This is a genomic window from Mammaliicoccus sp. N-M50 (genome assembly GCF_022386995.1).
Lineage (GTDB): Bacteria > Bacillota > Bacilli > Staphylococcales > Staphylococcaceae > Mammaliicoccus > Mammaliicoccus sciuri_A.
Genome location: NZ_JAJNJA010000001.1, coordinates 648,596 through 663,607 on the forward strand (window position 1 = coordinate 648,596; position 15,012 = coordinate 663,607).

Below are 15,012 nucleotides of genomic sequence, written 5' to 3' on the forward strand. Positions count from 1 at the left end.
GTAAGTGGCTAAAATTATCGTAATCGGTGCAGTTGCTGGAGGCGCAACAGTTGCATCGCAAATTCGACGACTTGATCCGGATAGCGACATTACAGTTTATGAAAAAGATAGAGATATGAGCTTTGCAAACTGTGGCCTTCCCTATTATTTAGGAGAAGTCGTAGAAGATAGAGATATGATGTTATCAGCAACACCTGAACAATTTAAAGACAAAAAGCATATTACAATTAAAACTTATCATGAAGCGATCGAATTAAATGATGCTAAAAAAACAATCACGATTAAAAATCATGAAACTGGTGAAATTTTTGAAGATGCATATGACAAACTCATTTTAAGTCCGGGATGTCGTGCAAGACATTTAGATTTTCAATCTGACCGTGTATTCACTTTAAGAAACTTAGTAGATACTGACAAAATAGAAGACTTTATTCAAAAAGAAAATGTCCAATCTGCATTAATTGTCGGTGCTGGTTATGTGAGTTTAGAAATTTTGGAGAACTTATATAATAGAAATATCGAGACAACTTTGATACATCGTAGCGACCACATTAATAAGAGTATGGATAAAGATTTAAATAAAGTCATATTTGATGAGTTAGAAAAACGACATATTCCTTATAGATTAAATGAAGAAATTGCAGATATTTCAGGACGAGAAGTAACTTTTAAATCCGGTAAAACAGAGTCATATGACATAGTCATTACTGGTGTCGGAATTGAACCGAATAGTGATTGGTTAAAATCATCTTCACTTAAATTAAATGAAAAAGGCTATATTCCAGTAAATGAATATTTCGAAACGAATTTAGATGATGTATATGCATTAGGTGATGTGATTGAAACATTCTATAGACATACAAAGAAACCAACTAGTGTCACTTTAGCTTGGGGTGCCCATAGAGCAGCAGCATTAATCGCCGAAAATATTACATCAAATTCATCAAGTCCTAAAGCTACTTTCAAAGGTTTACTTGGTACAAATATAGTAAAAATGTTTGATTATGCATTAGGTAGTGTTGGTGTTTCAGAAAGTGAACTCTCAAATTATGATTATGAGGTAGTTGAACAAACTCAAAAACAACATGCTGGCTATTATCCAAGTGCCGAACCACTTACATTACGCGTTTATTTTGATAAAGTAACACGCAAAATATTACGTGCATGTGCAGTTGGTAAAGATGGTGCTGATAAACGAATTGATATCTTAGCTACAGCAATAATAGGAGACCTAACTGTAGACGAACTCCGTGATATAGAGATCGCTTACGCACCACCATTCTCTAGTCCAAAAGATATTGTTAATATGATTGGTTATAAAGCACAATCAAAATAAAAGCATGTGAATTTTAATAGAGCGACTCGAAAACGATGTTTTTCGGGTCGATAATTTTATTTATCGGTCCAGAAACACACCCCTACTACCTCTAACAATGAAAAAAGCCGGGACACGGATGTCCCAGCTTTACATATTATTGATTATTCTTTTGTCGTTTACTTCTTCTTGATACTAAGAAGATAAATAATCCAAATAATAGGATTACAAGTACTGCTGCAACTAAATAACTATTATTCAGTCCTCTTTCATTAATAATTGCGTATAGTTCACTTTCTTCTCTATCTGTAATTAAGTCATATCGATTATCTTTACCTTTAATATTATCTCCTAATATAAGGCCAGATAGCATTTTATTTTTTTCAATAACCTTATCATCTAATGTGACTTTTTTAGACTTACTGCTATCGTTAATATTCAAGATATAATCAATTGTATTTGTGTCAAAATAAAACAAGTTTGTGCCTTTATCATGCGGCAATACTTTAACTTTACCTTCATACAATTCTTGATATTGTTTAAAGGTATCAGCAATTTTTTCTAAATATTTTATTACTTCTTTATCCGTTCTAAAGTTCTGTAGCTGATTGATTGTTTCGATTTTCGAACCGTTTACAGCTATTTCTGTACCATAGTTCATCATAACTGGACCTTTATATCCCCACAAATATGTCATTAATTGTTTGATACGTGTTCCAGGGAATTTGTTCTCATCTGCAGCATGCTTTGTGAAACGTTCTGTAAACCAAGTGTCTGCAATGAGTACTTCACCTTTTTGGTTATAATCAGGAATTTCGGTATTTTCAGTTTTAAATGCATTTTGAATAGCGGTACGTGTACCATTTGTAGATAAATGTTTGAAGTTCTTAGCGTTTATGCCGTCTTTATTAATGATACCGTATGTATCCAATCCTTCTGGTAGAAACGCCTCAGCATCTATTCCATCTTGAACGATATTCATCGAAACACCATCGATATGATATTTATCTACAAAATTTTTAACTTTCGCTTTGTAAATACCTTGATTCTCACTATTCTTCAAATCTATGAATTGATTATTTTTAAAGTATGATTTTTGAATTTGGTTTAAATTACCATCTGTAGATTGCTTAAATTCATCTGTATATGTAACTGGCATATCAACGATGATTTTCATATCTTTTTGATGCACTTTATCAATTAATGATTTGAATGCTTTCTCTCCACCAAGCACTTTGTCGATATCATCATAGTTTTTCACTTTATATCCTAAAAAATCTTTCTGATCATGTGAAAAGACTGGTGAAATATGTATCGTATTAAATCCCATATCATGAATATAATCTAGCTTTGATTCAATCCCTTGGAAATCCCCTCCAAGTGGTAAATCATTCGATTGATTATTATTTTTAACCATCTTATTGTTGTCGTTATTTCCATTCATAAAACGATCAACCACTAAACTATAAATTCTAGGGTATTTAACATCCTCGTATTCTTTCTCTTTCGCAAAAACATAGCTACTAAAAAGTGGTGCGATTAATATAATCGATATGATTATCTTTGTCCATTTATTCATTTATTCAACCCTCTTTATTACCCAATTAATTCTATTATACTAAAACGTTTACTTAACTGATAGAACTACATGAAATTGTCATAAATAAATTCAATAAAAAAATCCATTCATGTCTTGTAATTACAAAATCATGAATGGATCTTAAAGTAGCTATTAACCAAAGTGTAATACGCCCATTGGTAAATAACTACCTAATAAAATCGTTAATACCATTACAACAATTGTTGCAATGAATAATCCTTGGCTGTTTTTATTCTTTTTCTTCTTAGCAATTGTCACTTCAATTAAACCAAGAACTGCAAGTCCAAGAATAAATTTAATACCATATAGCATACCGTTAATTCCCATAGCTTGCATGAAAATAACAAAACCAGAAATTAAAGTAAATACCATGAATAATCTTAAGACCATATGCACTGGTTTATTTGTAACTTTCATGTAGACAACGAAGAATAAGATAATCGTAACTAACCAGCTAAAAATATGGAAATGTATCATATTTAGTTCCCCCCAAATATTCATATTTCTTTTCCAATAGCATTATAACATAGGAACAATTAGAATAAGCCCATTTTTGCAAAAGCAAATATTAAAGTTAGCGCATAATTCACAATTTATTCAAATGTTCGTCCTACTAAAAAGAATACCCCCTATTCCAAGTTTCTAACACTCGGTTTAGAAGGTACTCTTATTTATCACTTTAATTATTTTTCACTAATGAATGTTGTTAATGTTCCGATACCATCAATTGTAACTTTAATTTCATCACCTGGTTGTAAAAATTGTGGTGGGTTCATACCTGCACCAACTCCAGCCGGTGTACCAGTAGCAATGATATCCCCTGGATGCAATGCTACATATTTAGAAATTTCAGCAATTAATTCGTCGATTTTTAAGATCATTTCATTTGTATTACCATCTTGACGAATTTCATTGTTCACTTTAGTGACAATATTAACGTCTTCAGGTAATGGTAACTCATCTTTAGTTACGATATATGGACCCATTGGGCATCCACCTGTTAATGATTTAGAAAGGAATGCTTGATCATGTTCCTTTTGAGCATTTCTATCTGTAATGTCATTGATGATTGTATAACCATATACATAATCTAAAGCTAATCCACGTGGGATTTTCTCTCCATGCTTACCGATTACAACGCCTAATTCACCTTCATAATCTAACTTGTCTGTTACATCTTTATGATTCGGAATTTCTGCGTTATCACCAGTTAAAGATGATGCTGCTTTAGTGAATACATATAATCTATTAACTTTATTATTTAATTCTTCAGCGTGTTTTTTGTAATTACGTCCGAAAGCAATTACATTATTTGTAGGTGTTACAGGTGGTAAAAACTCGATATCCTCAAAGCTATATTTGTAATCGTCTTTCTCAGCAGATTCTTCTACTTTAACGACTGCTTTACGAACTGCTTCTTGGAAATCAACATTTATATTTAATTGTAAACCTTCTAATAATGTCTTAGGATTAAAACCTTCTTCTCCAAAGTCTGCAAATACTTTGCGTAAATCCCAAACCGCTTCTTCGCGTTTTACTTTCACACCGTATGAAGTGATATCTTTATGTTTAAAAGTTAAAAATTTCATTCACTCTGTCAACTCCTTCTTATTCTTAATTTCGATTATACCGAATTTTTAGATAAATCGCATGCTTTTCAATCGATTATTTTAAATATGTTACTTTTCTCCATAATTTTTCCAATGGTCCTTGTTTAAATTTCATTAAATACAGATAACTCAAGATAAGTTGCACGCAATAAATAACAATACCTATGATATAAATGGTTAAGACAGGTAACTTACCATAGAAATTAAACCCAACACCATAGAATATGATAATACATATTACACTTTGCATAATATAAGTCGTTAAGCTTAGTTTTCCGATTGATTGTAATGGCGTTAAAATTTTTCGAGCTGTTTGATCTTCACATAAGATCACAAAGAACATAATATAGCTCAATGCAACAATTGGGCCACCAATCATCTGACTCATTAATTGTGATGTCACTGAACCTTCTAACACAATTTGAATCATTTTAATTGCTAAACCTAAAATTAATACAACAACCCCTATCACCATATATAGATTTTTATATTGTTTAATTTTGTTAAACCAATTAATTTGATGTGCATAAATACCGAATAGCATAATCGGTAAAATAGAAAATGGTCCTACTAGAATGGCGTTCGCAATATTCATACCAAAATATTTCAAATTAAAGCCAATAATCGATACATAATCAGCACTTGATAATATATTATTAACTCTTTCTAATTCTTGTAATCCTACGAAGCTTTCTATTTGCGTGACATCTTTTAATAAAATCATTGGCAGTAAATATAACAGTACAAATATGCCGATTCCTATTGATAGTGCAACTAATGTATATTGTGGTTTTAAGCGCACAAATATGATTGCAATTAAACCTAACAATGCATAAGTTGATAAAATATCACCATAAAAAATGAACACGCCATGAATGATACCTAGCAATAATAAAAATAATAATCTTCTTGTAATCATTGGATAATAGTTTAATCCCTTATCCAAACTATTTTGATACATGATAGATAAACCATAACCAAATAAAAATGCAAATATTGGATAAAATGAAGCGATTATAAATAATGAACTGATTTTAAACCATGCACCATCTTGATGTTGAAAAAACTCAAACGGATTGATGATTTGATATGGATATGCAAAGGTTAAAATATTCATAAGTAATATTCCTAGTAAACTAAACCCTCTTAATGCATCAATACTAAATATTCTTTGTTTTGCCATTAATGATTCTCCTTGATGTGTTTCGTTCCATATTGAAAGAAGTATAAATAACCTTCAACTGGTTTCTTCAATATTGTTTCTAAAGTATTTTGATAATAACGCATTTGAACGTCATATTTTTGTTTCATCGTTTCTGCTACTTCTTCTTTTGTTTTGCCTCTACGAACGATAAATGCATCTGTTTTATAATCTATAAATGATACTTTATCTCCTTCAATAAAAATACAATCTATCATCCCTTGAATAATGGGTTTATTATCTTTTTCAGAAACATCGAAAGATAAACCTTGATCGATATCATCTTGACCAACTACAAAAGGTACCTCTCTCATGACTTTGTCTGCATTGACTAACCTTTTATATAAATCAGAATGTGTAAATACTTCTATTAATGATAAATCTAAATCTTGCATAGCGTCATCAGGAAGTATTTCTTTATCCATCAACTCGTGTACAAGATTTTGTAAATCTTCAACAGATAAACCTCCTTGCTTTAAAGGAAGGTGTTGCATAACTGCATGCATCAAAGTACCAATTTCCGCACTTTGTCTTTTTTGTTTAGTCATAAACTTAGGTCTGTCATATGATTTAGTACCAAGCTGATATTGTCTCACAATTTGATAATCCGTACCCGCTTCTTCAGTTTCTCGCTGACGTTTAATTTCAGAAACAGATTGTTTTGCTGCAATATTTAACAGTTGTTCATCCGGATATTTGTACACCATCTGATTATAGATTTCATCCTTCTTCTCAGAAGGTTTATATTTCATAAGTGTATCTAACGTTGGTTTCTCGTATGAGATATCTTGTTCTTCATCTTGTTCTTCGTCACGTATGATATTGATATTAAAAGATTCACTTCGTTCAGACTTAAATGGCATTGAGTGTGATAAACCATTATCTTTCGATTTAGCTAGAACTGAAGAGATAAGATCAAATGGTGATTTCGCTTTCACTCTATATTCAGATTCAATTATTTCATCTTGATCTGCACTTACGAGACCAATTTTTTCGAGTGCTTTATCACCTTTAACACGACCAATAAGATATAATCCTTCTTTAGCTCTCGTTAATGCGACATAAATCAATCTCATTTCTTCAGAAATCATTTCTGTTTCATTGATATTTTTAAATATAATAGATGCTAATGTAGGGAATGAGACTTCTTTTTCAATATTGAAATATGTTAAAGCTAGTCCATATCGGTTATTTAAGATAACATGCTCTCTCAATTCAGTACGGTTAAATTCGCGTGTAATACCTGAATAAATAACAAATGGAAATTCCAGACCTTTACTACTATGAATCGTCATCATACGTACAACATCATCATTTGGCCCTATAACACTTTCTTGTCCGAAATCTTGTCCACGATCGATTAATTCATCGATAAATCTAATAAATTGGAAAATACCTCTTAAACTTGATGCTTCAAATTGTATAGCTTTATTTAATAAGCCGTATAAGTTCTGTCTTCTTTGAACACCACCAGTAAGGCCACTAAAGTAAGAAATTAAGTAATAGTCATTATACAATTTATCCAACAGTTGCCATACCGGGACAGACTTACTATATGCTTGATAGTCTTTCAATTGCGTTAAAAATTGATTAAGCTTTTCTACTAACGCTGCATCCGCTTCTGGATTTGACATATATTTATGAATAGAATCTATATAGTAAATTTCTTGAGGCGCTTTATTTCTAATTTCAGCAAGTTCATCTTCTTTAAATTGAAATGCTATCGAACGCATAACACCGACTAAATATTTATCTTGCAGCGGGTTATCTATCACACGTAAAAATGAAAGCATCAATCTAATTTCATTTTGTTCGAAGTAGCCTTTTTTCGATTCTACATAAAACGGAATATTCGCTTCTTTAAACTGTTGTTGCATGTGCATCGCGTTACTATAACTTCTCTCAAGAATCACTATATCTTTGAATGTTGCTGGTCGATAACTTTGCGTTTTTCGATCAAATACGCGTTTGTTATCTAATATATATTGCACTTTATCTACAATAGCCTTTGCTTCAATAAGATTATTATCTTCTACTTCAAATGAATCTTGGACAATAATATCCATTTCTAGTGGCGTATGTTGTGAATCATAATCTGCACCGTAATACAATTTAGCTTCATCATTATATTCAATTTCACCTACAACTTCATCCATCATATGTGAAAAGATAAAATTCGTATTATCGAGTACTTCTTTTCTAGATCGAAAGTTCTTAGATAAATCGATTACTTCACCTGATGCTATTTCCGGATCATTAAATCGTTTATATTTTTCTATAAATAATTCTGGCTCAGCTTGTCTAAATTTATAGATGGATTGTTTCACATCACCAACCATAAATAAGTTACCATTATGCTCTTCTCCACGTTTAATACAGCTGATAATAGCCTCTTGTACTCTATTAGTATCTTGGTATTCATCTACTAAAATTTCATCAAAGTAATCTCGATATTGCAAAGCAATTTCTGAAGGATTACCATCATCATCTGTCAAAATTTCTAAAGCTAAATGTTCATAATCAGAGAAATCTATAATTCTTTTTTGTTGTTTAAGTGATTGGAAATATTGAATGACATCTTTAGTGATATCCGCAATCACTTTCACTCTTGGTCCCATATCTTTCATATCTTGAATTAAATCTTCTCTACTTCTGCTGAGATAACCTTCAGTCAGTTCTTTTAAGTGATCAATATAAGCTGTATGATAGTCTTTACCTAGTACTAGTAATTGCTCTGAGCCTTCATTTTCAGACTTAATTTTCGCACTATTTGTCGGTAATTTTTTTGCTGCCATATCTAAATGTATTTGATCAAGTGGCTTACTACCTTCAAATACGCGCTCTAACCAAATACGTTCACCTTCTAAATACTTCACATGTTTATCGACTTCATTTAAATGCTGGTAGCAATCAATTGACTGATACAAAGCATTTTTAGCACTATCTAATTTACGATAAATAAGTTGGTCAAACATTTTAAAATAAGCATGATTTTCATCAATTTGTTCATATGGTTGATCCAATTCATTTAACCACGCGAAAGGATCTGCATGTGCAATACTAAATCGATACAAACGGTTCAATAATGCTCTTAAAGGCTCGTCAGAACGGTCATTGGATAAATGCTCAACGATTTCTAAAAAAGTTTGTTCATTCTTTTCATAATAGCTTTCTAACACATCATCTATCGCCTGTTCTAATAAGACAATACTCTCAACTTCATTTGCAGTTCTAAAGTTTGGGTCAATATCAATTGTGTCATAATGTGATTTAATTAATGTTAAACAAAAGCTATGAAGTGTAGAAATTTGAGCTTGATGAATTTTAATTCTTTGTGACTTCAAATGTTCATCTTCAGGATATTTAATACTCTCTTTTTGAATTGCAGCATTGACCCTTGCTTTCATTTCTCTCGCACTTGCGTTAGTGAAGGTAACTACAAGCAGCCTATTGACGTCTTGTTTGTTACGCATGATTTTTTGAATAATACGCTCAACTAGTACAGCTGTCTTACCGCTTCCCGCTGCAGCTGCTACAAGGATATCTTTCCCTTCGCTATATATCGCTTTCCACTGATCATCCGTCCACTGTGCATCTATCGGCTTTTCTGGCAATGTCATTCTTCCGCCTCCTCTCTCAACATATCGATGATTTCATCTTTCGTTAAAGTATGTTCGATTTCTCTATATTGCTCTGTATCAGTTATAGGGTCGATGTGACAAACTGATTTAAATTCACAAAATTGGCAAGGTAACCGCTTTTGATAGCGCATAGGCGAAACTTCTGTATGCCCATCCATAATTTGTGTAGCTGTTTCAACAAAGTTTTCTCTATTTTTATTCATTAATTTGAAAAATAGTTCTTCATCTAAAGCTTTACTATAACTATTTAATTCACCATTTTTCTTTTTCGTAACAGGGATCATGTCAGATTTTAATTGATCTATCAATTTATCATCAAGTGCATCGACTACCTCAGGATTTCTATTTACATAGCCATCCATTTTGAATTTTTCAATGGTTTGTTGATAAATATCATCTACTTCTGGAATTTCTCCCCAACTTGTTGCTTTAATTTCAGGTTCATGCACATGGAAATACAATAATGCACCAGGTGATACATTATCTTGTAGATTTAACAAAGCTTTATTTTGCAGTACGACATCTAAATACGTAAACATTTGCATTTGCATGCCATACATTACTTTAGTTAAATCTAAACTTGTCATAGATGACTTATAGTCAATAATGGACACATAATCTTTATCTTTACCTTTATATACGTCCAATCTATCAATTTGACCTCTAATATTAATTGGGATTTTACGTTTCGTTGCTAAAGGTGTCGTTTTTAATTGATGTTTAGATGTTGCACCAAAGTTTAATTCAAATTGATAAGCTTTGAATTTTGAATGACTTGTTTGATACTTCATTGCTTCTAATGTAGATTTCAAAATGTTTTGGATGCGTAATTTTAAATATCTATAATGTGCAGTACGATGTAGTACATCGAATTGAATTTTAGGCAAGCTTTCATCGATAGCTTCGTTTATGAGTTTAGTCATGGCTTTTGCTGATAACTTACTAAAGTCTCCATTTACTTCATCTGAAATATATTTCAATGTTTGGTGGAATATATTACCGATATCGACGCTTTGAATTTGATATTTCGTACGTTCGTTTAATTTCAAACCGTGTGAAACGTAATGTTTAAATGGACATTGATTATATGTTTCAAACCTTGATACACTGGCGTTTATTTTCTGACCATATAGTGATTCGGATACGTCTGTATTCAATTGGACTGTATCATTTTTGTACGTTAAAGCTGATGTTAAAAATTGAACAGTATGGTCTAAATGATGAATATCTAATGAAGCATGATACGCATCTAACCATATATCATTAACAATCTCATCATTCATCCAATCATTTAAATGTTCAAATATATGCATTTGACTTTGATGTTCATGTTCTAATAATTGGGTAGGATTGTGCTCTATATTTGACTTCAGTGATTGAACTTCAAGGTTTGTAAATAGAGATTGAATCGTGTTGATAAATGGACTCTTCTCTCTAATTTCTCCGCCATCGGACATTAAACTATACGTGAATACAACTTCTTTCTTAGCACGAGTCATCGCAATATAACATACAAACGCTTCATCCATCTGTAAAATATCACTCGTCGGGCTTAATTCTAAACCGCTCGATGCTGCTAATTCTTTCTTCTCATCGTCTGTTAATAACAACATTTGATTAGATACTTTCGGTAAGACACCGTCATTCATACCAAGCAAGAATACAATTTCTTTATTATCCACTTTGGCCAAATCCATATTACCGACTGTTACTTCATCTAGTGTTTGCGGAATCATTGAGAATTCTAATTCATCCAATCCTCTATCCAATATTTCGATGTATTCATTTAAAGAAAGCTTTACATCGCCTAACACTTCTACGATGTCATCAAATATGCGAATTGTGCCTTCCCATACTTGGTCAATTTCTTCCGCTTCTTCAAACTGATGCTTTATTTCTAATTCATCGCGCATCGTCATTAAGTGCGTAGGTAAATCAAATTGTTCGATAACGCCATATAATCGACTCGTAAAGTCTTCTACTGTTTGACTATCCGCTAAAGCTTCGTTCAATTTTTCAATTCGATTCACAACATAATCTTTCAAGTCGATGACACTTTGCACTGTTTTTCTATCTTCTTCTATAAATGTATCTTCTTCTTTTCTTAATGATTTTTTGCCGAGTTTTTCAAAAGATTCAACTGTGAAAAATTCTGGATTCGTCCATCTCTTACCAGATATCCCTCTTTCAAATGCATAGTTTTCTAATATATCAATTAAATATGGCGCATTTGGGATATGGCTTGTTAAGATGCCTGTCTTCAACATGCGCATGACAGGCTCAAATCTCCATCCAGTTTGAATGACTTCTAACATAGACCTTAAACATTCAATGAACGGATGATATGCCATTTTCTTTTTCGCGTCATGATTATATGCAATATTAAAATGTGGTAATACCGTTTCAATCAACTGCTCATAACCTGGATCACGATAAAGTATCGCGATGTCTTTGTAAGATAGATGTTCTTCTCTCGAACGTCTTAATATCTCTCTCGCAACGTATTGAACTTCATCTCTCATATTGGATGTTTCTATAATTTTCAAATCTTCACTATCAATAGTATTCGGTAGTAATGCATCAAATTGACTTTCCAAATGCTTTAATACTTTTTGGTTATTGAATCGTTCCGTTGTCTTAAAGTGTGTATAATTAATCTTAATTTGTAATGCATCCGCAATGTCTTCAACGTGATTGAGAGATTCTGATGTTTTTCTAAATAAGCTAAATGGATCTTTGTCTCCATCTGTCGTTAAACCAATCGTAACCGACTTACTATATTTAACTAGGGCTTCAATAACACGGTATTCAAGTGTTGAAAAGTTATGAAAACCATCTATATAAATATCGGCTTGTTTGATGTAGTCTGAGTTTGGAATTTTCTCAATTAATTTATACAAGACATCTTCTGCCTGTACATAGCGGCCGTTTAATTGATCTTCTAACGCTTTATATATTGTTTCGATATCACTAAGTTTATCTTTCATTCTTTTAGGAATGGCTTCGTTATGTTCAATATAATGTGATAAATCATCAGGACTTACATTATATTTCTTGAAGTCTTTAATCTCATTCATCATTTTATGACTAAACCCATAATGTTGAATGGTAGACTGATATAAATTTAATTGTTTTTTATGTGTATGTAATAAGTGATATGTAAGCATTTCTAACGCTTCATCTGAAATTTGTTGTTCAACAAGACCGCCTTCATCACTTAAAACCCTCCAACTTAACCTTTCAAATCCGAATACTGAAGTACGTATACTTCCTTTTAAATTAGGATTTTTAACAAATGCTTGTTCATATTGGAAGGTATTTTGAGTTGGTGTCAAAAATATAATTGGGTCTCCTAATGGATCTTTAATCATAGCTTCTGTCATTTGGTTAAGCATTTGATTCGTTTTCCCGGTCCCACTTCGTCCAATCCATACATTTAATTGCATTTATTTCTACCTCCCTTACGTTCTCTTATTCATTTATTTTAACATAAAAAGAACACCTCACTTAATTTCAAAGTAAGGTGTTACAGAACTTTTATATTAATTTGTAGATGGGTCAAAATTATAATGGAATTGATTAATTGGCCAGAATCTTAATGCAACTTCACCAACAATGACATCTTTATCAATCAAACCAAATGAACGGCCATCTTTACTCACTTCACGGTTATCTCCTAAGACTAAATATTCATCTTTAGGAATTTTATTAACTCCATTTGAATTCACTAAATCTTTGACTTCAAAGTTCTCTGTTAATAAATCACGAGACTTATTCGCTTTGTTTGCTTTCAAGTATTCTTCAGGTACTTTTTTACCATTTACATATAATTGGTCGTTTTCATATTTTACTGTGTCACCAGGTTTACCGATAACACGTTTTACATAATCATCATTTGCGTTTGCGTGGAATACAATAACATCTCCGTTATCAATATCCCCTACTTTATAACCAATTTTATTGACGATTACTTTTTCACTATTTTTTAAAGTTGGGTACATGGAATCACCAGAAACTGTATATGTTACAAATAAGAATTTTTGTATCAATAACACACATACAACTGCTACTGCAATCGCCACAACCCATTCAAATATCTCTTTTTTCAAAAATGCCACCTCATTATTATTATTTATCAAAATTCACATCTATTTGATTAAATGGATAATATCTTAAATTCACAGTACCAACGATATCATCTTCATGTACAAATCCAATTTCTCTTGAGTCTCTGCTATTGCTACGATTATCACCTAATACTAGATATTCACCGTTAGGAATAACATCACTTTTAGATCCTTGAATTGTTCTTGTACTGAAGTCATCAGTTTTTATATCATCATTTAAATAACGCTCATTTACATGAGTACCATTAATATACAGTTTGTTGTTTTTCATTTCAACTGTGTCGCCTGGTAACCCGATAACTCTTTTAATATAATCAGCATTTTTATTCGCATGAAATACGATAACATCACCGTTATTAATTTGTCCAAAATTTTTAACAAGTTTATTAACAATTACTCTATCATTATCATGAAAAGTTGGTTTCATTGAGTCTCCGTCTACAACATAACCGATGAATAAAAATGTTCTTACAGCAAATAATAATACTAACGCAATAATAATTGCAATTATCCATTCGAATATTTTTTTCATTTTTGACTCCTATTTTTTAAGCGTTTATCAAAATATTTTTCTAAGCCTTTTCCAACTAGCCAGAGTATAAATATAATCACGACTACTATTATACTCTTTTTAGGACTTGCAAAAAAGGAATTTATATCGGCACCGATGAAACTTAACGTAAATATCATAATGGCTTTTGATAAAATTAACGCAATTAAATAGACTTGTTTACTAATATTTGAAAACGCACTAACCATATTAACTAAAGCACCTGGTGTAAATGGAAAGCATAACAAAATAAACAGTGGTCCAAACCCATGTTCATCAATCCACTGAATAAATCTTACAACTCTAGGCTGTTCAATAATCCTTTTCATAAAAGGCTTTTTAGAAATTAATCTAAAGATTAAAAAGACAATATAACTTCCCGAAACAGTACCAGCCCATGTAATGATAAAACCTAGCAATAATCCATAAGCATTTACATTAGCAATAACAAAGAGAATAATCGGCAAAAACGGTAAGAATGCCTCAATAAAAGGTAATAAAAATGCTATGAATATCCCGAACGATCTAAACGTTTCAATTAATTCAGTAATATTCTCTTCACTGAACCAATTCATTAAATCTTGTATTAACATGTAACGCAACTTCCTTCTTAAATTTAGATTAATTATACCGATAAATGTGTAAATAGAAAAGTAAATTGACATCATACAAAAGTCGTATCTTTAGGAATGAGAAGGAATTTATAGGTTGGTAGGAGGTAATGATTGCTCAGTAGGAGGAATATAGTTTATGGAGATAAGGATCCTGTTTTCGGGTCGCTATTTTATTTTATCGGCCTGATAATCTCGTTTTCAGGTCGCTATTTTTATTTATCGGACTGAAAATCCTGTTTTCGGGTCGCTATTTTTATTTATCGGCCTGATAATCTCGTTTTCGGGTCGCTATTTTTATTTATCGGCCTGGAAATCTCGTTTTCGGGTCGCTATTTTTATTTATCGGCCTGATAA

10 protein-coding genes are annotated in these 15,012 nt (G+C 31.7%); 1 reads left to right on the forward strand and 9 read right to left on the reverse strand.

Annotated elements, in window-relative coordinates; translation table 11 throughout:
* The first annotated feature begins 4 nt into the window (after nt 1–4).
* The gene (locus tag LQ622_RS03195; protein ID WP_159315240.1) at nt 5–1,336 is read left to right on the forward strand and encodes a CoA-disulfide reductase; all 1,332 of its coding nucleotides are present in this window, start codon (nt 5–7) and stop codon (nt 1,334–1,336) included.
* Between the two features lie 136 nt (nt 1,337–1,472).
* On the opposite strand, the gene LQ622_RS03200 is transcribed toward LQ622_RS03195, so the two are convergent.
* From LQ622_RS03200 to LQ622_RS03240, 9 genes are all read right to left on the reverse strand, one after another.
* Nucleotides 1,473–2,894 (reverse strand): alpha-amylase family glycosyl hydrolase, encoded by a 1,422-nt coding sequence (locus tag LQ622_RS03200; RefSeq protein ID WP_239762373.1) that lies wholly within the window; start codon nt 2,892–2,894, stop codon nt 1,473–1,475.
* A gap of 153 nt (nt 2,895–3,047) precedes the next feature.
* The gene (locus LQ622_RS03205) at nt 3,048–3,392 is read right to left on the reverse strand and encodes a YisL family protein (protein WP_037588863.1); all 345 of its coding nucleotides are present in this window, start codon (nt 3,390–3,392) and stop codon (nt 3,048–3,050) included.
* A 206-nt stretch (nt 3,393–3,598) separates the two neighbouring features.
* On the reverse strand, nt 3,599–4,504 hold the full coding sequence (locus LQ622_RS03210; protein WP_037588862.1) for a fumarylacetoacetate hydrolase family protein: 906 nt from the start codon (nt 4,502–4,504) through the stop codon (nt 3,599–3,601).
* A gap of 76 nt (nt 4,505–4,580) precedes the next feature.
* Nucleotides 4,581–5,708, reverse strand: a complete 1,128-nt coding sequence (locus tag LQ622_RS03215; RefSeq protein ID WP_126477199.1) for a DUF418 domain-containing protein — start codon at nt 5,706–5,708, stop codon at nt 4,581–4,583.
* Complete coding sequence (gene addA / locus LQ622_RS03220) at nt 5,708–9,346, reverse strand: helicase-exonuclease AddAB subunit AddA (protein ID WP_239748079.1); 3,639 nt, start codon at nt 9,344–9,346, stop codon at nt 5,708–5,710. The genes LQ622_RS03215 and addA overlap by 1 nt, the downstream gene beginning before the upstream one ends.
* Nucleotides 9,343–12,813 carry a helicase-exonuclease AddAB subunit AddB gene (gene addB / locus LQ622_RS03225; RefSeq protein ID WP_239774705.1) on the reverse strand — a complete coding sequence of 1,157 codons (3,471 nt, stop codon included), beginning with the start codon at nt 12,811–12,813 and terminating at the stop codon, nt 9,343–9,345. The genes addA and addB overlap by 4 nt, the downstream gene beginning before the upstream one ends.
* Nucleotides 12,814–12,909: 96 nt before the next feature.
* Nucleotides 12,910–13,476 carry a signal peptidase I gene (lepB, locus tag LQ622_RS03230; RefSeq protein WP_119651065.1) on the reverse strand — a complete coding sequence of 189 codons (567 nt, stop codon included), beginning with the start codon at nt 13,474–13,476 and terminating at the stop codon, nt 12,910–12,912.
* A gap of 19 nt (nt 13,477–13,495) precedes the next feature.
* Complete coding sequence (lepB, locus tag LQ622_RS03235) at nt 13,496–14,026, reverse strand: signal peptidase I (protein WP_103361877.1); 531 nt, start codon at nt 14,024–14,026, stop codon at nt 13,496–13,498.
* Nucleotides 14,023–14,637: a TVP38/TMEM64 family protein gene (locus LQ622_RS03240; RefSeq protein ID WP_126477203.1), complete on the reverse strand. Its 615-nt coding sequence runs from the start codon at nt 14,635–14,637 to the stop codon at nt 14,023–14,025. The genes lepB (LQ622_RS03235) and LQ622_RS03240 overlap by 4 nt, the downstream gene beginning before the upstream one ends.
* Between the last annotated feature and the right edge of the window lie 375 nt (nt 14,638–15,012).

Bases quoted from the DNA above. Each gene is read 5' to 3' on its own strand.
- LQ622_RS03200 (WP_239762373.1), bottom strand. From the start codon at position 2,894: ATGAATAAATGGACAAAGATAATCATATCGATTATATTAATCGCACCA.
- LQ622_RS03205 (WP_037588863.1), bottom strand. From the start codon at position 3,392: ATGATACATTTCCATATTTTTAGCTGGTTAGTTACGATTATCTTATTC.
- LQ622_RS03210 (WP_037588862.1), bottom strand. From the start codon at position 4,504: ATGAAATTTTTAACTTTTAAACATAAAGATATCACTTCATACGGTGTG.
- LQ622_RS03215 (WP_126477199.1), bottom strand. From the start codon at position 5,708: ATGGCAAAACAAAGAATATTTAGTATTGATGCATTAAGAGGGTTTAGT.
- addA (WP_239748079.1), bottom strand. From the start codon at position 9,346: ATGACATTGCCAGAAAAGCCGATAGATGCACAGTGGACGGATGATCAG.
- addB (WP_239774705.1), bottom strand. From the start codon at position 12,813: ATGCAATTAAATGTATGGATTGGACGAAGTGGGACCGGGAAAACGAAT.
- lepB (WP_103361877.1), bottom strand. From the start codon at position 14,026: ATGAAAAAAATATTCGAATGGATAATTGCAATTATTATTGCGTTAGTA.
- LQ622_RS03240 (WP_126477203.1), bottom strand. From the start codon at position 14,637: ATGTTAATACAAGATTTAATGAATTGGTTCAGTGAAGAGAATATTACT.